Annotated in this window: 21 protein-coding genes; 3 read left to right on the forward strand and 18 right to left on the reverse strand. The window is 52.9% G+C overall.

The window, feature by feature from the left end; translation table 11 throughout:
• The 5 genes from R7Z47_RS19825 to R7Z47_RS19845 form a co-directional block, all read right to left on the reverse strand.
• Window positions 1-217 (reverse strand): DMT family transporter (locus R7Z47_RS19825; protein WP_000679421.1); only part of this gene is annotated, 217 nt, incomplete at its 3' end.
• A gap of 116 nt (window positions 218-333) precedes the next feature.
• Window positions 334-1,179 carry an ANT(3'')-Ia family aminoglycoside nucleotidyltransferase AadA16 gene (locus R7Z47_RS19830; RefSeq protein WP_001749984.1) on the reverse strand — a complete coding sequence of 282 codons (846 nt, stop codon included), beginning with the start codon at window positions 1,177-1,179 and terminating at the stop codon, window positions 334-336.
• 180 nt (window positions 1,180-1,359) lie between these two features.
• Entirely contained in the window at window positions 1,360-1,833 is a 474-nt protein-coding gene (gene dfrA27 / locus R7Z47_RS19835; protein ID WP_001749985.1) for a trimethoprim-resistant dihydrofolate reductase DfrA27, read from the reverse strand.
• 132 nt (window positions 1,834-1,965) lie between these two features.
• Complete coding sequence (locus R7Z47_RS19840) at window positions 1,966-2,418, reverse strand: NAD(+)--rifampin ADP-ribosyltransferase Arr-3 (RefSeq protein ID WP_001749986.1); 453 nt, start codon at window positions 2,416-2,418, stop codon at window positions 1,966-1,968.
• 173 nt (window positions 2,419-2,591) lie between these two features.
• On the reverse strand, window positions 2,592-3,332 hold the full coding sequence (locus R7Z47_RS19845) for a subclass B1 metallo-beta-lactamase IMP-15 (protein WP_063860575.1): 741 nt from the start codon (window positions 3,330-3,332) through the stop codon (window positions 2,592-2,594).
• Between the two features lie 152 nt (window positions 3,333-3,484).
• Between R7Z47_RS19845 and intI1 the strand changes: the two genes are divergently transcribed.
• From intI1 to R7Z47_RS19860, 3 genes are all read left to right on the forward strand, one after another.
• Window positions 3,485-4,498, forward strand: coding sequence for a class 1 integron integrase IntI1 (gene intI1 / locus R7Z47_RS19850; protein ID WP_000845039.1), 1,014 nt, complete (start codon window positions 3,485-3,487; stop codon window positions 4,496-4,498).
• 296 nt (window positions 4,499-4,794) lie between these two features.
• The gene (locus R7Z47_RS19855; RefSeq protein ID WP_001162012.1) at window positions 4,795-5,352 is read left to right on the forward strand and encodes a recombinase family protein; all 558 of its coding nucleotides are present in this window, start codon (window positions 4,795-4,797) and stop codon (window positions 5,350-5,352) included.
• Between the two features lie 2 nt (window positions 5,353-5,354).
• Entirely contained in the window at window positions 5,355-8,327 is a 2,973-nt protein-coding gene (locus R7Z47_RS19860) for a Tn3 family transposase (protein WP_001138073.1), read from the forward strand.
• A 6-nt stretch (window positions 8,328-8,333) separates the two neighbouring features.
• Here R7Z47_RS19860 and R7Z47_RS19865 read toward each other — a convergent pair whose 3' ends face one another.
• The 13 genes from R7Z47_RS19865 to yfbR all read right to left on the reverse strand — a co-directional run bounded on the left by R7Z47_RS19865 (window position 8,334) and on the right by yfbR (window position 17,927).
• A complete protein-coding gene (locus R7Z47_RS19865; RefSeq protein WP_411913056.1) occupies window positions 8,334-10,352 on the reverse strand; it encodes a DUF6531 domain-containing protein in 2,019 nt (672 codons plus the stop codon).
• Window positions 10,353-10,484: 132 nt separating this feature from the next.
• Window positions 10,485-11,210, reverse strand: a complete 726-nt coding sequence (locus R7Z47_RS19870; protein WP_000988732.1) for a hypothetical protein — start codon at window positions 11,208-11,210, stop codon at window positions 10,485-10,487.
• 113 nt (window positions 11,211-11,323) lie between these two features.
• Complete coding sequence (locus R7Z47_RS19875) at window positions 11,324-11,698, reverse strand: hypothetical protein (protein ID WP_000868821.1); 375 nt, start codon at window positions 11,696-11,698, stop codon at window positions 11,324-11,326.
• A 246-nt stretch (window positions 11,699-11,944) separates the two neighbouring features.
• On the reverse strand, window positions 11,945-12,184 hold the full coding sequence (locus tag R7Z47_RS19885) for a permease (protein ID WP_000714162.1): 240 nt from the start codon (window positions 12,182-12,184) through the stop codon (window positions 11,945-11,947).
• 72 nt (window positions 12,185-12,256) lie between these two features.
• Window positions 12,257-12,580, reverse strand: a complete 324-nt coding sequence (locus R7Z47_RS19890; protein WP_015058952.1) for a hypothetical protein — start codon at window positions 12,578-12,580, stop codon at window positions 12,257-12,259.
• Window positions 12,522-14,249, reverse strand: a complete 1,728-nt coding sequence (locus R7Z47_RS19895) for a toprim domain-containing protein (RefSeq protein ID WP_000122923.1) — start codon at window positions 14,247-14,249, stop codon at window positions 12,522-12,524. Before R7Z47_RS19895 ends, R7Z47_RS19890 begins: the two co-directional genes overlap by 59 nt.
• Before the next feature lie 177 nt (window positions 14,250-14,426).
• The gene (locus R7Z47_RS19900) at window positions 14,427-14,813 is read right to left on the reverse strand and encodes a hypothetical protein (RefSeq protein ID WP_001077335.1); all 387 of its coding nucleotides are present in this window, start codon (window positions 14,811-14,813) and stop codon (window positions 14,427-14,429) included.
• A 106-nt stretch (window positions 14,814-14,919) separates the two neighbouring features.
• A complete protein-coding gene (locus R7Z47_RS19905) occupies window positions 14,920-15,066 on the reverse strand; it encodes a hypothetical protein (protein WP_001032042.1) in 147 nt (48 codons plus the stop codon).
• Between the two features lie 204 nt (window positions 15,067-15,270).
• Window positions 15,271-16,122: a hypothetical protein gene (locus R7Z47_RS19910; protein ID WP_000595210.1), complete on the reverse strand. Its 852-nt coding sequence runs from the start codon at window positions 16,120-16,122 to the stop codon at window positions 15,271-15,273.
• 74 nt (window positions 16,123-16,196) lie between these two features.
• On the reverse strand, window positions 16,197-16,754 hold the full coding sequence (locus R7Z47_RS19915) for a pyruvate dehydrogenase (protein WP_000064431.1): 558 nt from the start codon (window positions 16,752-16,754) through the stop codon (window positions 16,197-16,199).
• A gap of 73 nt (window positions 16,755-16,827) precedes the next feature.
• Window positions 16,828-17,079 carry a hypothetical protein gene (locus R7Z47_RS19920; RefSeq protein WP_012728221.1) on the reverse strand — a complete coding sequence of 84 codons (252 nt, stop codon included), beginning with the start codon at window positions 17,077-17,079 and terminating at the stop codon, window positions 16,828-16,830.
• Window positions 17,060-17,329 (reverse strand): hypothetical protein, encoded by a 270-nt coding sequence (locus R7Z47_RS19925; protein ID WP_000184110.1) that lies wholly within the window; start codon window positions 17,327-17,329, stop codon window positions 17,060-17,062. Before R7Z47_RS19925 ends, R7Z47_RS19920 begins: the two co-directional genes overlap by 20 nt.
• Window positions 17,322-17,927 carry a 5'-deoxynucleotidase gene (yfbR, locus tag R7Z47_RS19930; RefSeq protein ID WP_000071870.1) on the reverse strand — a complete coding sequence of 202 codons (606 nt, stop codon included), beginning with the start codon at window positions 17,925-17,927 and terminating at the stop codon, window positions 17,322-17,324. Before yfbR ends, R7Z47_RS19925 begins: the two co-directional genes overlap by 8 nt.
• Window positions 17,928-17,977: the final 50 nt, after the last annotated feature.

The raw sequence follows: 17,977 nt of genomic DNA on the forward strand, positions 1-17,977 counted from the left end.
CTGTAATTATGACGACGCCGAGTCCCGACCAGACTGCATAAGCAACACCGACAGGGATGGATTTCAGAACCAGAGAAAGAAAATAAAATGCGATGCCATAACCGATTATGACAACGGCGGAAGGGGCAAGCTTAGTAAAGCCCTCGCTAGATTTTAATGCGGATGTTGCGATTACTTCGCCAACTATTGCGATAACAAGAAAAAGCCAGCCTTTCATGATATATCTCCCAATTTGTGTAGGGCTTATTATGCACGCTTAAAAATAATAAAAGCAGACTTGACCTGATAGTTTGGCTGTGAGCAATTATGTGCTTAGTGCATCTAACGCCTGAATTAAGCTGCGCCGCGAAGCGGCGTCGGCTTGAATGAACTGTTAGACATCATTGGCGTGGAGCCGAGCAGACTGGCGGCTTCGTGCTTCACAAAGTAAATGAACGCAGTCAACTGATCAGCGCGTGAGGCCAAGCAATCCATCCCTTGTCCAAGGTAAGCCTGCTGGGCTTCAAGCAGCACGGGCTGATGTTGGACGGGCAGGCGTTCCATTACCCAGTTGGCAGCTACATCCTTCGGCGCGATCTTGCCGGTTGCTGCGCTGTACCAAATGCGAGACAAAGTAAGCACTACATTCCGCTCGTCGCCTGCCCAATCCGGTTGTGAGTTCCATAGTTTCAAGGTGTCGGCCAGTGCTTTGAATAGATCGCTTTCCGGGACTGAGTTGAAGAAATCTTCCGCGGCCGAACCTGCCAAGGCAAGGCTGTGTTGCCTTGCTTTAGTTAGCAGAATAGCCAGATCAACATCGGTTGTCGCGGGCTCGAAGATGCCCGCAAGAATGTCCTTGCGCTGCCACTCCCCGAATTGCAGTTCCCGTCTGGCTGGATAACGCCAAGGAACAACATCGCCGTACACGACGATGGTAACTTCCAAGGCACGGAGAGCTTCACTTTGGCCGGGAGAAGCGGAAACTTCCAGGAAATCTACGAACAGAGCCTGCCGCACAGTCTCATCGAGCTGTGCAGTCACAGTAACCAGCAAATCAATATCACTGCATGGCTTCAGGCCACCGTCGAGTGCAGAGCCGTACAAATGCACGGCCAGCAACGTCGATCCCAGATGATGCTCGATGACGTTGAGTGCCTGTGATAGCTGTACCGAAATCTCGGCGGGCACTGCGTTGCTCATGATGTCTAACTCCCAATTTGTGTAGGGCTTATTATGCACGCTTAAAAATAATAAAAGCAGACTTGACCTGATAGTTTGGCTGTGAGCAATTATGTGCTTAGTGCATCTAACGCCGCTAAGCAGCGGCACATTTTGCGTTTTGAGCGCAGCGAAGCAAAATGTGTCCGATGGCTTGGATGGTTAACCCCTTTGCCAGATTTGATAGCGATAATTTATATTTGAATGAAATTCCTGCTCGAACACCACATTGAACTCTTTGGGGATTTCCGGAAAGAAAACATTGCCCTCTGGCTCGGAATCTATTGTCGAGATATGTAGCGTGTCGGCATGGGCGATCAGACTCTTGTAGATCTCTCCACCACCAGAAACAACAACATGGTTCGTAAGAGTCTTTAGCTCCCTCATTGCTGCTTCTATAGATGGAAACACAACCACATCATCGTTAGTAGCTACCGATCCTGAGCGGCTGACAACTGCATACTTTCTATTTGGGAGAGCCCCCATTGCCTCAAATGTTTTACGGCCGACTAAGAGCCATTGATTGTAAGTTATTGCTTTAAAAAGCAGCTGCTCACCTTTAGCGTTCCACGGGATATCCGAGCCGCAGCCAATAACCCCATTTCTTGCTTTTGCAGCCATTAGTGATATTTTCACGATACTCCTTTGGGTTAACGCCGCCATAAACGGCGACAGGGTGGCGCGCCTATTGCGCATAAAATGGCGAAGCCATGCGCAACAGGCGCGGAATCTCTGGCGTCCGGTTTGATGGCTTTGTTATGCAAAGGACTAGTCTTCAATGACGTGTAAACCACGGCGCTTTAAGTCCTCCAACGAATCCAACATTCCCCTTATTAATTCAACAGGATGCCCCTCCCAGTCTTCAACAACGCCAACAATTCTCAAGGGTTCGCAGGTTCTATAGGACTGTGTTGGATTACCGGGAAATCTTTTGTTCGTAAGATTCGGATCGTCTTCGAACGGTCCTGTTGGCTCAACTATGTATATGTAGCCGCGACCCTCGAGGCCAGACAGTGACATAGCAAGTTCAGCTCCCCAAACTGCTGGCTCCATCAAGGCTGAAAAGTAGATGTGCTTAAGAATACGACCGTCCTCGAAATGAGAGATGAACCCTGTGGTTAGCAAGTCACCAATCGCCAAATTGGCTTTGGTTCCATGATAGAACGGTCCTTGCACCTGCTTGTAATTATCATGAGAGATGGGAATCCAATCTTTTACCATTTTAAGACCCTTAATTGTTGGGATTTGGCTGCATAACGCTGAGTTCAGCGGCAGTTTTTAAGTTGTGGTTTTATGGAATACTTTTGCGCAGCAAAACCATAAAACTGCGACTTAAAAACTGTCCAGCGCAGGCACGAAGTGCCGGAGCGGTGCTGCAACGACTTGTTAGAAAATTAGTTACTTGGCAGTGATGGTTTTTTACTTTCTTTTAGCCCTTTAACAGCCTGCTCCCAAGTAAGTTTCAAGAGTGATGCGTTCCCAGTTTCACTATGACTTGAAACAACCAACTTTGCTTTACCATATTTAGACATTAATATTTTGGCGGACTTTGGCCAAGCTTCTAAATTTGCGTCACCCAAATTACCAAGACCGTACGGTTTAACAAAACAACCACCGAACAAAACTCTATTTTCAGGTAGCCAAACCACTACGTTATCTGGAGTGTGCCCTGGACCAGGATAAAAAACTTCAATCTTATTATTAACTAGCCAATAGCTACCTCCGCTAAATGAATTTTTAGCTTGTACCTTACCGTCTTTTTTAAGAAGTTCATTTGTTAATTCAGATGCATACGTGGGGATAGATTGAGAATTAAGCCACTCTATTCCGCCCGTGCTGTCGCTATGAAAATGAGAGGAAATACTGCCTTTTATTTTATAGCCGCGCTCCACAAACCAAGTGACTAACTTTTCAGTATCTTTTGCCGTAAATGGAGTGTCAATCAGATAGGCCTCAGTATTTACAAGAACCACCAAGCCGTGTTTAGGAACAACACCCCAACCGTTAACTTCTTCAAACGAAGTATGAACATAAACACCTTCGTCAAGCTTCTCAATTTTTAAATCTGGCAAAGACTCTCCTGCGGCAGTAATGCTACAAAACATAAACATAAAGAATACAGATAACTTGTTCATACTTTACCTTTTCTAACTTTGTTTTAGGGCGACTGCCCTGCTGCGTAACATCGTTGCTGCTCCATAACATCAAACATCGACCCACGGCGTAACGCGCTTGCTGCTTGGATGCCCGAGGCATAGACTGTACAAAAAAACAGTCATAACAAGCCATGAAAACCGCCACTGCGCCGTTACCACCGCTGCGTTCGGTCAAGGTTCTGGACCAGTTGCGTGAGCGCATACGCTACTTGCATTACAGCTTACCAACCGAACAGGCTTATGTCCACTGGGTTCGTGCCTTCATCCGTTTCCACGGTGTGCGTCACCCGGCAACCTTGGGCAGCAGCGAAGTCGAGGCATTTCTGTCCTGGCTGGCGAACGAGCGCAAGGTTTCGGTCTCCACGCATCGTCAGGCATTGGCGGCCTTGCTGTTCTTCTACGGCAAGGTGCTGTGCACGGATCTGCCCTGGCTTCAGGAGATCGGAAGACCTCGGCCGTCGCGGCGCTTGCCGGTGGTGCTGACCCCGGATGAAGTGGTTCGCATCCTCGGTTTTCTGGAAGGCGAGCATCGTTTGTTCGCCCAGCTTCTGTATGGAACGGGCATGCGGATCAGTGAGGGTTTGCAACTGCGGGTCAAGGATCTGGATTTCGATCACGGCACGATCATCGTGCGGGAGGGCAAGGGCTCCAAGGATCGGGCCTTGATGTTACCCGAGAGCTTGGCACCCAGCCTGCGCGAGCAGCTGTCGCGTGCACGGGCATGGTGGCTGAAGGACCAGGCCGAGGGCCGCAGCGGCGTTGCGCTTCCCGACGCCCTTGAGCGGAAGTATCCGCGCGCCGGGCATTCCTGGCCGTGGTTCTGGGTTTTTGCGCAGCACACGCATTCGACCGATCCACGGAGCGGTGTCGTGCGTCGCCATCACATGTATGACCAGACCTTTCAGCGCGCCTTCAAACGTGCCGTAGAACAAGCAGGCATCACGAAGCCCGCCACACCGCACACCCTCCGCCACTCGTTCGCGACGGCCTTGCTCCGCAGCGGTTACGACATTCGAACCGTGCAGGATCTGCTCGGCCATTCCGACGTCTCTACGACGATGATTTACACGCATGTGCTGAAAGTTGGCGGTGCCGGAGTGCGCTCACCGCTTGATGCGCTGCCGCCCCTCACTAGTGAGAGGTAGGGCAGCGCAAGTCAATCCTGGCGGATTCACTACCCCTGCGCGAAGGCCATCGGTGCCGCATCGAACGGCCGGTTGCGGAAAGTCCTCCCTGCGTCCGCTGATGGCCGGCAGCAGCCCGTCGTTGCCTGATGGATCCAACCCCTCCGCTGCTATAGTGCAGTCGGCTTCTGACGTTCAGTGCAGCCGTCTTCTGAAAACGACAAACGATGTCAGAATAGAGTTAAATTTCCTATTGATTGACATATTCCGTCAAAGGTAATAGATTTCATCCTGACACTTTTGCCTTTGGAGGCATCTTGCAAGGTCAACGCATCGGCTATGTCCGCGTCAGCAGCTTCGACCAGAACCCGGAACGGCAATTGGAGGGTGTTCAGGTGGCGCGGGTGTTCACCGACAAGGCTTCTGGCAAGGACACCCAGCGTCCCGAGCTGGAAAGGCTGCTGGCCTTCGTCCGCGAGGGCGACACCGTGGTGGTGCATAGCATGGACAGGCTGGCACGCAACCTTGATGACCTGCGCCGCATCGTCCAAGGGCTGACACAACGGGGCGTGCGCATGGAGTTCGTCAAAGAAGGGCTGAAGTTCACCGGCGAGGACTCACCGATGGCCAATCTGATGCTGTCGGTCATGGGAGCCTTCGCTGAGTTCGAGCGCGCCCTGATCCGCGAACGTCAGCGCGAGGGAATCGTGCTGGCCAAGCAGCGCGGTGCCTACCGGGGACGAAAGAAATCGCTGAACAGCGAACAAATTGCCGAGTTGAAACGGCGAGTTGCGGCAGGCGACCAAAAAACCTTGGTGGCCCGTGACTTCGGCATCAGCCGCGAAACCTTGTACCAGTACCTGCGGGAAGACTGACCATGCCACGCCGCTCAATCCTGTCCGCCACCGAGCGCGAAAGCCTGCTGGCACTGCCAGATGCCAAAGACGAACTGATACGGCACTACACGTTCAACGAAACCGACCTGTCGGTGATCCGTCAGCGTCGCGGCGCCGCGAATCGATTGGGCTTCGCTGTGCAGCTTTGCTACTTGCGATTCCCTGGCACCTTTTTGGGCGTCGATGAGCCTCCGTTTCCGCCCCTGTTGCGCATGGTGGCCGCGCAACTCAAGATGCCAGTGGAAAGTTGGAGCGAGTACGGCCAGCGCGAACAGACACGGCGGGAGCACTTGGTCGAGCTGCAAACGGTTTTTGGGTTCAAGCCCTTCACCATGAGCCACTATCGGCAAGCCGTGCATACATTGACCGAGCTGGCCTTGCAGACCGACAAAGGCATCGTGCTGGCGAGCGCACTTGTCGAGAATCTGCGGCGGCAGAGCATTATCCTGCCCGCCATGAATGCCATCGAGCGCGCAAGCGCCGAGGCCATCACCCGTGCCAACCGACGCATTTACGCGGCGCTGACCGATTCTTTGTTATCACCCCACCGTCAGCGCCTGGACGAACTTCTCAAGCGCAAGGACGGCAGTAAAGTGACGTGGCTGGCATGGCTGCGCCAGTCGCCTGCCAAACCGAACTCTCGCCACATGCTCGAACATATTGAGCGCCTGAAATCCTGGCAAGCACTTGATCTGCCCGCAGGCATCGAGCGGCAGGTTCACCAGAACCGCCTGCTCAAAATCGCTCGTGAAGGTGGCCAGATGACGCCTGCTGATCTGGCAAAGTTCGAGGTGCAACGACGCTATGCCACGCTGGTAGCGCTGGCCATCGAAGGCATGGCCACCGTCACCGATGAAATCATCGACCTTCACGATCGCATCATCGGCAAGCTGTTCAACGCGGCCAAGAACAAGCATCAGCAGCAGTTCCAGGCTTCCGGCAAGGCGATCAACGACAAGGTGCGGATGTATGGGCGCATCGGTCAAGCGTTGATTGAGGCCAAGCAAAGCGGCAGCGATCCGTTCGCCGCCATCGAGGCCGTTATGCCCTGGGACACCTTCGCCGCCAGCGTCACCGAAGCGCAAACATTGGCGCGGCCTGCCGACTTTGATTTCCTGCACCACATCGGTGAAAGCTATGCCACGCTACGCCGCTACGCGCCGCAGTTCCTGGGCGTGCTCAAATTGCGGGCTGCGCCCGCCGCCAAGGGTGTGCTCGATGCCATCGACATGCTGCGCGGCATGAACAGCGACAGCGCGCGCAAGGTGCCCGCCGATGCGCCAACCGCATTCATCAAGCCGCGCTGGGCAAAGCTGGTTCTGACCGACGACGGCATCGACCGGCGTTACTACGAGTTATGCGCCCTGTCGGAGCTGAAGAACGCGCTGCGCTCCGGTGATGTCTGGGTGCAGGGTTCTCGCCAGTTCAAGGACTTCGACGAATACCTGGTGCCGGTCGAGAAGTTCGCCACTTTGAAGCTGGCCAGCGAATTGCCGCTGGCAGTGGCCACCGACTGCGACCAATACCTGCATGACCGGTTGGAATTGTTGGAGGCGCAACTCGCCACAGTCAACCGCATGGCTGCGGCCAACGACTTACCGGATGCCATCATCACCACCGCGTCAGGCCTGAAGATCACGCCGCTGGACGCGGCAGTACCAGACGCCGCGCAAGCCATGATCGACCAGACAGCTATGCTGCTGCCGCACCTCAAAATCACCGAGTTGCTGATGGAGGTCGATGAATGGACGGGCTTCACCCGCCACTTCACACACCTGAAGACCAGCGACACGGCCAAGGACAAAACCTTGCTGTTGACGACGATCCTGGCCGACGCGATCAACCTGGGTCTGACCAAAATGGCCGAGTCCTGCCCTGGCACCACCTACGCCAAGCTGTCTTGGCTGCAAGCCTGGCACATCCGCGATGAAACCTATTCGACGGCGCTGGCCGAGCTGGTGAATGCGCAGTTTCGGCAACCCTTCGCCGGCAACTGGGGTGACGGCACCACGTCATCGTCGGACGGCCAGAACTTCAGAACCGGCAGCAAAGCAGAAAGCACTGGTCATATCAACCCGAAGTATGGAAGCAGTCCAGGACGGACTTTCTACACCCATATCTCCGACCAGTACGCGCCCTTCAGTGCCAAGGTGGTCAACGTGGGCATTCGTGATTCAACTTACGTGCTTGATGGCCTGCTGTACCACGAGTCGGACTTGCGCATCGAGGAACACTACACCGACACGGCAGGCTTCACCGATCACGTGTTTGGCTTGATGCATTTGCTGGGATTTCGCTTCGCGCCGCGTATCCGTGACTTGGGCGAAACCAAGCTATTCATCCCCAAGGGCGATGCCGCCTATGACGCGCTCAAGCCGATGATTAGCAGCGACAGGCTGAACATCAAGCAAATACGCGCCCATTGGGATGAAATTCTGCGGCTGGCCACCTCCATCAAGCAAGGCACGGTAACGGCTTCGCTGATGCTGCGCAAACTCGGCAGCTACCCGCGCCAGAACGGCTTGGCCGTGGCGTTGCGCGAGCTGGGGCGCATCGAGCGCACGCTGTTCATTTTGGATTGGCTGCAAAGCGTGGAGCTGCGCCGCCGCGTCCATGCGGGGCTGAATAAGGGCGAGGCGCGCAACGCGCTGGCCAGGGCGGTCTTCTTCTACCGATTGGGTGAAATCCGCGACCGCAGTTTTGAGCAGCAGCGCTACCGGGCCAGCGGCCTCAATCTGGTGACGGCGGCCATCGTGTTGTGGAACACGGTATATCTGGAGCGTGCCACCAGTGCTTTGCGTGGCAACGGCACGGCGCTGGACGACACATTGTTGCAATATCTGTCGCCGCTGGGGTGGGAGCACATCAACCTGACCGGCGATTACCTATGGCGCAGCAGCGCCAAGGTCGGTGCGGGGAAGTTTAGGCCATTGCGACCGCTGCCACCGGCTTAGCGTGCTTTATTTTCCGTTTTCTGAGACGACCCCTACTGGGTTCCCGAGGTCATTGAGCTCAAGCTCGCGCCGGTTGCCCTGTGCATCTGTTTCCGCCACCAGCCGATGTGCAGCGTCGTACTCATAGCTGACGGTTGCACCATTTGGCTTAGTCAGCGAGCTCAGGAGGCCCACAGCATCATAGTTGTAGGCCGTGGTTCCTTCTGGTCCAGTGGAGCTGACAAGTCTTCCTCTGGCGTCATAGGTGAGGGTTTGGGTTACACCGTTGACGCCCTGAATGGTCCCGGCGCGACCGTTCGCGTCGTAGTCACCAAACTGCATCACCTGCCCCAGCGCGTTTGTTGTCCGGATCAGGTTGCCCTGGTCATCGTAGTCAAATGTCGTAACATCGCTGACGTCGGTGCGCGGACCATCAACCGAGGCCAACAGGCTCGGCTTTCCTGTACCAACAGGGGCATAGGTGTAGGTCCATGTCCGGGAAGCGCCCGAGCTGCGATCTGTGACCTTGCGGCTTATCACCCGGAGATGAGTGTCGTAGGTAAGCTCAGTGATCCTGGTTGGTTCCGTGATTTTTGCAGGGAGCGACTTGGAAGGAAGCCAGTCGGTCGTAACCTTGCCCCCATCCTGGTCTATCTGGGTGGTTTCCAATCCCCGGTCGTTATGGGTGAACGTGCGCTTCTGTCCAGCACGATCTGTAATGCTGGAGACGAGGCCTTTGCTGTCGTAGACGTAGGTTTCCTTGCCTCCCACAAAGCCGGTACACGGCGCACCCTCAACAACATCAGGCTTGAGCATCCCGTTGTGACGGCTGTAGGTATATCGCTGAACGTGGCCGAGGGCGTTGGTGACAGAGACGCTTCCGTCAGCGTTGTAGCTTACCTGAGTCTTCTCTGCGCCCCCGGCGTGTTCACTTAGAACTGCCATCCCCTGAGCATCATATCCCCATGTGGCGAAACGGTTGCCGTTCTCGTCCACCAGCCCAGAGAGCAAACCCGGTGCATTCGGGTCATCGTAGAGATAGCTGCGGCTCGTATTGTCCTGGTAGATCACTTCCGCCAGCTTGCCAGCGCTGTTGTACTGGTACTGAATACTGCCACCAGCAGGATCGGTGACACTGACCATGCGGCCATCTTGATGCTGGAACTGGATGTTGCGGCCAAAGCCGTCAGTGATCGAGGATAGCTCTCCGTTCAGATAGCTCAGGGTGATGTGATTGCCGTTGGGCTTCTCGATGCCGGTCAGTCGTCCGGTTTCATCATAGGCCTCGACTACCCCGTCAGATTGAGTGTAACGCCAGCCGGTAGCATCCTTCGTCAAGGTATCATCGGTTTTCCATGTTGGCACCCAGACAGAGGACGAGTTGTAGAACGCGAGTTGTTGCCCTTCTGGCCGGTGCAGGACAACCATGTTCTCACCGTACTTCGAGGCGTTGACCTCGACGCTCCGCGAGTAGGTATGCCGCCAGCCGCCGAGCTCTTCATCAGGAAGGTGGCTATTGTAGTATCTGGTGAATGTGAAAGGGTCGGAGCCTCCGCTTTGATAATCCAGTTCAGCCTGGAACTTGTTGCCGGTGCCAAGATGGATAGGGTTCCCTACACACATGGTCGTTGTTGGTAAGCCGAGATCCCTGTCCAGGAACGGTGTTTTATCCATCTCACCCGGCAGAACATAGGTTGAGCGCCAGTAGACCGTAGCTGGGTCGCCAGTGCAGGTAGTGGGGTCATAATCGCCAGTAGCACCTAGATACTTAAAACAGATCCTGGAGACATAACGGCCATCACCATAACTGGCAACCGGATAAAGCGCATCCCCAACTGGCGTTCCCTTCCCTTGCTCCTCACCAGAGCGATAATTCTTCATGAAGGAATGCGCGTCTATGATGGTGTTGAAGCGCATTTTGTCTACTTCGGTGCTCACGGCTACAACCCGCCATTGTGCAAAAGCAACGCATGGCAAAGTTGCGAGCACCACAACGGCCAATGACCGCAGGTTTCGCATCAGTAAAAGGGAAGGTCTCGATCTCATTTACAGCTCCAGTTTTTATGCTGGAGCTATTTTCAGGTGGGAGAGTCGTTATCAACGACTGCGTTTTTGCCCTTTTAGGGTATGAATACGTGATTTGGAGAGGTTGTGTATTCAGAACAAATGAGAAGCAGGTTACTCATTTCGCTCAAACACTGTGACAAGAACACGTTTTTGGTTGTCGTCGTTGATCACCATCAGGTACTTGAACTTGGAATCTCTATGGCCCCAGACTTCCACGTTATCTACGCGGCCATACTTTCTGGCTTTATGGCGAGCCACTTTCTCGTCAAAGGGTTGAACCTGTAACTCTGGATGCTGGAGGCGACCAACGAGTGAGGCCCACGGTTTTTTAGGGTCTCCAGAGGTTATCCGGGCCTGATACTGATCGATGGCATGTTGAGTAACAAGGACGGGACCAATGGCCGGTGTAGAGATTTCGTCATGGGTTTGAGTATAGGCTTGCTTGTCCACATCGAGGAGCTCAACGTTGCCCTCACCCGGCTCATCCATAAACTCCATGCTCTGCGAAACTTCAATAGTAGCGCCCTTTAAACGTCCAGTGAGGCAAGCCGCAAACTTGAATGCAAACTCCTTGGTGGATTTGCCCAGCGCCAGCTTTTTAATCGCACCTTTGGATACCACCAGCTTGTAACCAGCACCAGCACCTGGCTCTCTGCAAAAAACCTGTTTGTCCAGCGCCAGATAGCGAATGGCTACGAGCTCAGCCAAAAGATCTGCCTCCTCGTTGTCAAAATCAATACGAACATCAAGGATGCCTTTCCGTTTTGTACCAACGCGCCAGAATACAAGGGCTGAATTATTAGAAGTTTTCTTCGAGACAGTAGTCAGTGTCATCATGGTCTATTTCTCCATTATCGGGATAATGGTCGGCATCGCCGCCAGCACCCCTATTCGTTAGGGTTCATTTAGATGCTACCACGGGTTTTAAAAATGCAACCCCTAGTGCCACTCTATTTGTGGTCCCAAGTATTTTTATAAGCTCGGGCTAGGCGTTTCTCTATCACTTCTGACAAATTGCAACCATCGACTTCTGCCAACCGCTTCAAAATCCTGTGGGCTTTATCGCTTATAGTTATGCTTTTACCAACACCATATCCCCTTCTGCGACGTTGCCTAATTGATGTCCCGAGTTTATTGATTTGCTCTGCTGTCAGATATTTATTAATCCATTCAGTGAGTTCTGATGGTGATCGCCCCATGCTGTTCAGGCTGTCCACGGCTTCAAGTTTCTTATCGAATGGGACGTCACGCCAGAAAGCTGGGCGCGAAGCAGCTCTGAGGAGATAGATCGCCGTAGCCTGAGCATCTTCATTGGATACTTTCAAAAAAACACCTTTACCGTTACATGTCACACCAACTTCATCGTGACATGTAACACTTCAAACTGCAAGTATAAAAAAAGGCCAGCTATTGCTGGCCTTTACGTTCATTATCGCAGTTACTCTTTAGGCGTTGTGATGCTTTTTTTCCTTCTGTTTCTCATGGTAGAGATACAGACTGCCGCCAGTGACGACAGTGAAAAAAATGAGCAACCCCAACATGCCTAATGTGAAAGCGTCCATTTGACCCCCTTAGGAATTGCTGACCTTGGTTAAGATTATACCATAGATCCACAGGATAACCCCAATGACCAACACCAAACCGGCTTCTTTGACGGTTATAGTGTCCCCAGATACAGCCAATCCTACAATACCGACACCGATGGCTGTTACGGCGACCTTACGCAGGTCTTCACCGATAGCTCCCAGAGTCTTCTTGTCAGGAGAGAAAAGACGCACAAACCACGTCTTAATACGCAAAAACTTTTTCATGATTACCTCCATAGTTGAAGAGGAGGCGAATCATGCCCGAGAGGGCATGAACACCCCCTCAGGGTTAAAGTTTTAGGCAGACAAAGCTGTTGGCTTCGCCTTGTTCATCTTCATTGAGTTAATGATCTTCGTCGCTTCATCAGCAAACGGGCCAGTAACTTGGATAGGCTCCCTTCTTGCGAAGGAGGCTGTCACCATCATTCTCTGGCCGTGCATCAGATGACGATACCGAGACCGCATAAGCTCAACGTAGGCCGCAGAGTCCCCCTCCCACCCCTCAGGGGGAGAAAAGGGGCACACCGCGTCGTTACCAGGCGTTGTATCAACCTTCGAGACATCAATGACGGCCATACTCAGCTCTCCTTCTCGCAATGAAATCGCGCAGGTAGCGAGCATTCGGGAAACCGAGGCTTCCCTGACTCATCAGGACATCGTTCCAGTCAATCCCTTTCGCTCTGGGCGGGATCGGGAGTTTAGGCAGCAGGACGTACACACGAATGCCGCGCTTCTCCAGCTTGGCTTTCAGCACGTTCGCTGACTTCTCACCAGTCACAGACTTATCTTTGTCAGCCCAGATCAGTACGGTGTGAACACCTTCTGGAACCTCGAAGGACTCCATCAGGGTCGCATTGACCGTTGACCAAACCGGGATTTGAGTGACTCGATAAGCTGACAGGGCTGTTTCCAGCCCTTCTGCAACACCCAGGATACCCTCAGTCGGTTCACCGAGGCGGATGGCCGCGCCATTGACATCCAAACCGTCAGGAATGGGCATCATCTTCTTGGCGTTGCCGACCTTGGCTTTTTTACCGTTTTGGGTGAGATAGGTGCGGTGGAGCGTTACCAGGTTGCCTTCCACATCTCGGATAGCGCAGACGATAGCCGGGAATTTCCCAACTTCATTGCCATCTTCGTCGTAGTAGGCCATAGCCGGATTGAACCGCAGACAGTCTGTTTTTTCTACTTCATCAACCTTGAACAGAAGCTCGCGGTTTTTGAAGTACAGACGCATTGGCTCAGTCACATGACTGGAGAACGGCAAACACTCGTTCCATACCTTCTCGATTTTCTCACGGAGACGAGCACTGTAAGCGCGTTCGCGCTCCATTCTCTTCTCCATTTCTTCTTGGAGCTCAAGCAGCCAAGGCTTAGGTTGTTCACGAAACATCGGAACAACTTTCGGCTTGTTTTCGCTGCTTTGCTCTTCCGGTTGTGTGGCCGCATGTTGTACTTGCGGTGCCGGAGCTTCTACCGTGCGGTTGACCACAGGGGCCGACTCAACATGGTGACTCACCGGCTCAACACCACCGTTCGAGCGAGCGCGGAACTGCGTTACCGTAGCGCCGCGACGTTCCACCAGCCAGGTGTTGCGATGCGTTTGCATAGGTTGTTCTCTCACAACATTCCCCTGCTCGTCCTTAACTTCAACGACGACAGTTACAGGCTCGCGCCCGAGGTTTGTCATGACGATCTCATCCCCATACTTGGCTTCACTTTCACCAATGGCTCTTTCAAGATCCACGCCCCAGATGGTGCGTTCCAAACCGCTCTTGTCACGGATGAAGGCAAAGTAGCTGAGCTCGTTGTCTTCGTTATGCTCATAAGGAGCTTTACCGTGGGCAATCAGAGTACCGGCAATGGATTTTTTACGATTCTTGGAATCGAGAACCTTGTTATTCACCTTCATAGGCTCTTGCTGAACAGGCGCTTTGGCCTGGACAGGAGCTCGTGTCGGTGCAGCGGCTTGTTGATACTGGGGTTGCTCTTTCTCAACGCCCAGATAATCACCAACCTCGCTCAGGCACTGTTTAAAGTCCCAGTTATTGAGCCACATCAGCAGCTCAAAACCATCATGATTGGCACCGCATGTATTGCATACGCCGCCACCAGTCAGGTGGGCATCCTTGAACAGTCGGAAGCCATCTTTCCCGCCGTGGATAGGACAAGAAACATGACGACCAGGTTTACGGAGAGCTGGTTCAAGATGGGGCGCTAGGGCCGCCAGGATGAATAGCCAGTTTCCGTTTGCAGCTTCACGAACGGTGTCAGCTTTGTAGTAAGACATAGGTTTTCTCCTTAGCGTGAACCCCAGCATCGAGGCTTCCTTAAACCCCCGTCGCCAGGGTTTTAAGGAAACCCCGACACCGGGAGAATGTGCCAAGGAGGCTCCCCAGCCGGGGAGAACTCCCCGGCGAGGGGTTTAAAAAGGTCGCCCCCGAAACGGAGGCGAATTTTGTGAATATCACAAGCACAAATGAGTGCCATCTTCCGAGGCCATCATGATTGTGACATCTGCGGTTACAGGATCTGACTTAATCACAACCTCAGTGGGTTTGAAAAAGCCATCTACAGTGGGCATGGGGTAATAAAGACGAATCTTTCCCCAATTCTTGTTGTCGGTAAAAGCGACCTTTGTTTGAGCAACACAAAGCTGCAAAAACATGAAAAGGAAGTCTTCTACCGAGTGCTTACCATCTGCACCAAATACTCCATCGACAATTGCCGGGGTCACTGCCACATTGGTCAGGAAACCAGCTTGTTTACCGATGGAAGATTGGTCCACCAGCAGACCATCATTGATGGCTTGTTGACGGATTTGGGCGAGGTCCAATTTAGCTACTTGGTTCATAAGGTGTACTCCAAAGTTAATGGGTACACCTACCCCGTGCGGGGAAGTGTACCCGCATGGGTTATTGAAAGGTCACGGCCAAAGCCGAGCTTTAAGGTTCCGAGTTTTACGCTGGCTGAATGCGCCAAAGAACGGTCGGAGGAAACGAGTCAGCGACACGCTTCACATTCGCGTAAAGAGTGTCCTTAAAGACACGCTCTAAGCGACGACCACCTTGACGATAAACCAACTTAAAGTCTTGGAATTTGTTCATGGATACCTCCAGAAATAACGGGAGGTATCTCCAGCAGGAGATAGACTCCCGCAGGGATTAATAAATTAACGTTAATTTGCTGTTTGTTTTTGGCGACCAGCTATCGCACGCTTTCGCCCTCAGGGAGGACAAAATCTGCTTACTGATGGCTTAACCATGAGTAAGAAGACTTGGGAAGTAAAGCAGGGGTTTCCCCCTGCCTTGTTATGCCGCTTTGAGGTGGCGAGAGAAAAAGTCCCTGGTTTGCTGGATAGCGCCCCGGAGAAGTTCTCGTCTGTAGCCAGCGTAGCTCTTGTCATCACTGGCAACGGTCAAGCCGTGCAGACTCTCTTCACCCAGGACAATCTCGTTTTCACGAGAGAGTACCTCAACACGTAGGCCAAGCACTCGCTCTTTCCCTTCCAGGATAGAACAAATTGTTTGGTCTCTTACTTCGTCATCCCAGTGGCCCATATCGAAATCCCGCTCAGGGAGTTCAGTAACACGCACCAGGTAGTTTTCAGTGGCCCGTTCCCAAACCACTTCATCTTCGCATGGAGAGGCCTCGATCAGCGAGTACCCGTCCGCTTCGAGCTTCTTGGAAAGACTTTTTACATCATCCGCCAGCTCCAGCACAAAGCGTTCCCAGAGGTCTTGCCAGCGCTCGACCATATCCTGGTTAATCCCTTCAATGCCGGTGCCAATCATGGAATCATCATCAGGGAAGATCCCTGTGAAGTCCACGTTGTCGTCGATGTTCATGCAGTTCCAATGGCTGTAGTGATGCCCGTGACTATTCCGAGTAATGGACAGGTCACAGGAACCATATTCGCGGAGGACAGAAAGCATATTCTCAATGTCTTTCTGTGCCATCAGGTTCTTCACGCGGCTGACAGCATCCACTTGGCCGGGCTCAGTGCTGAATAGGCGATTCATGAGAGCTTTGACGTCATCAACGCTCAAATCCCCGTAGAAGGCTACGCCATCCCCCTGGCAGTATCCGAGACTGTACTCAATCGTCAGATCATCCGGGTATCCACACTTAACCAGTTCGTTTTGAAAATGCTGTTTAATCATTGGTATCTCCTTAATTTCAGAGGGAGACACCATCCCCTCAGGGACCGATGTCCCCCGTGGGGTTAATGTTTGGGTTAAGAAGCCTTGCGGTTTAATTCAGTATCAAATCGAGGACCTTTGAGAACCGCAGTTTTCATAACCTCGAAGTTTCTTGGGTAACGCAGCTTTGAAACTGCGCCAGCTCGGATGTCGGCAGCCTCACTTGGAGAGACTAGCCTTAACCCTTCGCTGGTTTCAGCGTAGAACCAACCGGCATAACGCTCATAGGCATTCTGCTGGTACTGTTCAGTCGCCATATTCTTCCGGATCGCCTCTGTTAAGGCCTCAACAACACCGTCATCTTTCGTGATGATGTTGAAAACATGAGAGACGGTCAGGAAGTTCCCAAAGAAGCAGGCTGCCCCAAGCCAAGGCTGGAACATTTCGCCATTTCGCCCCGTCCTCACCATTGGTTCAAACGGGTATGGGCGATAACAGTGATACTGCTCAAACATCGGGTCAAGAACGTTGTCACCCAGGACATCCAGTAAAGTCTGAATGCTGTCCGGGTCTTGGCCTGCCCACTTACTCCCATTGCTGAGAATCAGTGTTTTACCGTCAGTACGCTCCAGAGCTTGTTCAAAGTTAGACATAGTGCATTCCTTTTGGTTAGGACGCACCACACCCTCTCGGGATGATGCGCCCGAGTGGGTTAGTTGAGAAGGCTTAGCCGTCAAGTCCGTAAATTACGGCGGAGCCGGGCTCCATCTCGACAACTTGTGCGCTTCCTTCTTCTATCAGCTCCTGCATGTAACCAGACTCAGCATCCGGATTACGTTCGCAGTGTTCGTCCCAGCGTTTCAAAAGCCCTTCTGTGGCTTGTCCGTGGGTCTCACCAAGGCCGATAAACTCATAGTGTCCTGTGTTTACGATGATCACCACCATAGCTAGTGCTCTCCTACAGGTCACTTGGTACATACAGGTCATCTTTGATGGCAGAAAAATCGACAGGAGACTGGTCCCCATAGGTCCGATTCACGCCACCAGCATCATCGACACTGACAAAAACCGTGCGGAGTAAACCGCTGGGCTTTGCAGGGTAAACGATGCTGACATGCTGACCTTTGTACTGTTCTGACAAAGTGCTTTGAAGCTCATCAACCGAACGGAATTTCCGGTCGCGGCCAAAGTCCTTAATCTTGATGTCGCCAGGGATTGGATTAGTCATCGTTACCCCCTGCCAGCAGTTTATCTACTGAATGGCCGAGTCCGTTACCAAACCATTTGTCCAGAGCGTCGATTTCCGGGAAGTCCGATTTCACCTGAGCAACAACACGTTCCATTTTGCTGAGAGCATCCTGGAACTCAAGGCCATTACCTGCGGCCACCTCAAGTTTGCACTTGATGTAAGCGGAGTAGGTATCACAGGCCTTAACCAGTGATTGTTCATAGCCACCGGGAGCGAAGGCTATGGCGACTGCATCCTGGAGTTCTTCGGGAAGAGTCTGGATGAGTTTGTCCTCTGCGGCCTTTTCCAGTCGTTCAAACTCACGCTGCAAAACAGCGTTTGCTTTCTTGACCGGTGTTACAACATCCGAACAGAGAACCTCGGCTGCATCATGCAACGAAGCATGAGCAAGCATGACTGCCAGATCCACCGACTTCCCTTGCTGAATGGCAATATTGCCAGCCAGGTAGGAAAGCAGGGTAACAACAGCGCTGTGTTCCAACACAGACTCCGGTTGAACAGAGTGCATCAGTGACCAGCGTTTGATCAGGCGTTGGCGCAAGGCCAGAGCTAGAAAGCCGAAATTTGAATTAGACATAGTGCCTCCAAAATTGGTTGGAGGTACACCAAAGCCGACCGGGCCTTGGT

Origin of the sequence: Vibrio sp. 1641, from assembly GCF_033339995.1 — a bacterium.
Classification (GTDB): Bacteria; Pseudomonadota; Gammaproteobacteria; order Enterobacterales; family Vibrionaceae; genus Vibrio; species Vibrio alginolyticus.

Bases quoted from the DNA above. Each gene is read 5' to 3' on its own strand.
- R7Z47_RS19830 (WP_001749984.1), bottom strand. From the start codon at position 1,179: ATGAGCAACGCAGTGCCCGCCGAGATTTCGGTACAGCTATCACAGGCA.
- R7Z47_RS19840 (WP_001749986.1), bottom strand. From the start codon at position 2,418: ATGGTAAAAGATTGGATTCCCATCTCTCATGATAATTACAAGCAGGTG.
- R7Z47_RS19845 (WP_063860575.1), bottom strand. From the start codon at position 3,332: ATGAACAAGTTATCTGTATTCTTTATGTTTATGTTTTGTAGCATTACT.
- intI1 (WP_000845039.1), top strand. From the start codon at position 3,485: ATGAAAACCGCCACTGCGCCGTTACCACCGCTGCGTTCGGTCAAGGTT.
- R7Z47_RS19860 (WP_001138073.1), top strand. From the start codon at position 5,355: ATGCCACGCCGCTCAATCCTGTCCGCCACCGAGCGCGAAAGCCTGCTG.
- R7Z47_RS19865 (WP_411913056.1), bottom strand. From the start codon at position 10,352: ATGAGATCGAGACCTTCCCTTTTACTGATGCGAAACCTGCGGTCATTG.
- R7Z47_RS19870 (WP_000988732.1), bottom strand. From the start codon at position 11,210: ATGATGACACTGACTACTGTCTCGAAGAAAACTTCTAATAATTCAGCC.
- R7Z47_RS19885 (WP_000714162.1), bottom strand. From the start codon at position 12,184: ATGAAAAAGTTTTTGCGTATTAAGACGTGGTTTGTGCGTCTTTTCTCT.
- R7Z47_RS19890 (WP_015058952.1), bottom strand. From the start codon at position 12,580: ATGCTCGCTACCTGCGCGATTTCATTGCGAGAAGGAGAGCTGAGTATG.
- R7Z47_RS19895 (WP_000122923.1), bottom strand. From the start codon at position 14,249: ATGTCTTACTACAAAGCTGACACCGTTCGTGAAGCTGCAAACGGAAAC.
- R7Z47_RS19900 (WP_001077335.1), bottom strand. From the start codon at position 14,813: ATGAACCAAGTAGCTAAATTGGACCTCGCCCAAATCCGTCAACAAGCC.
- R7Z47_RS19905 (WP_001032042.1), bottom strand. From the start codon at position 15,066: ATGAACAAATTCCAAGACTTTAAGTTGGTTTATCGTCAAGGTGGTCGT.
- R7Z47_RS19910 (WP_000595210.1), bottom strand. From the start codon at position 16,122: ATGATTAAACAGCATTTTCAAAACGAACTGGTTAAGTGTGGATACCCG.
- R7Z47_RS19915 (WP_000064431.1), bottom strand. From the start codon at position 16,754: ATGTCTAACTTTGAACAAGCTCTGGAGCGTACTGACGGTAAAACACTG.
- R7Z47_RS19920 (WP_012728221.1), bottom strand. From the start codon at position 17,079: ATGTACCAAGTGACCTGTAGGAGAGCACTAGCTATGGTGGTGATCATC.
- R7Z47_RS19925 (WP_000184110.1), bottom strand. From the start codon at position 17,329: ATGACTAATCCAATCCCTGGCGACATCAAGATTAAGGACTTTGGCCGC.
- yfbR (WP_000071870.1), bottom strand. From the start codon at position 17,927: ATGTCTAATTCAAATTTCGGCTTTCTAGCTCTGGCCTTGCGCCAACGC.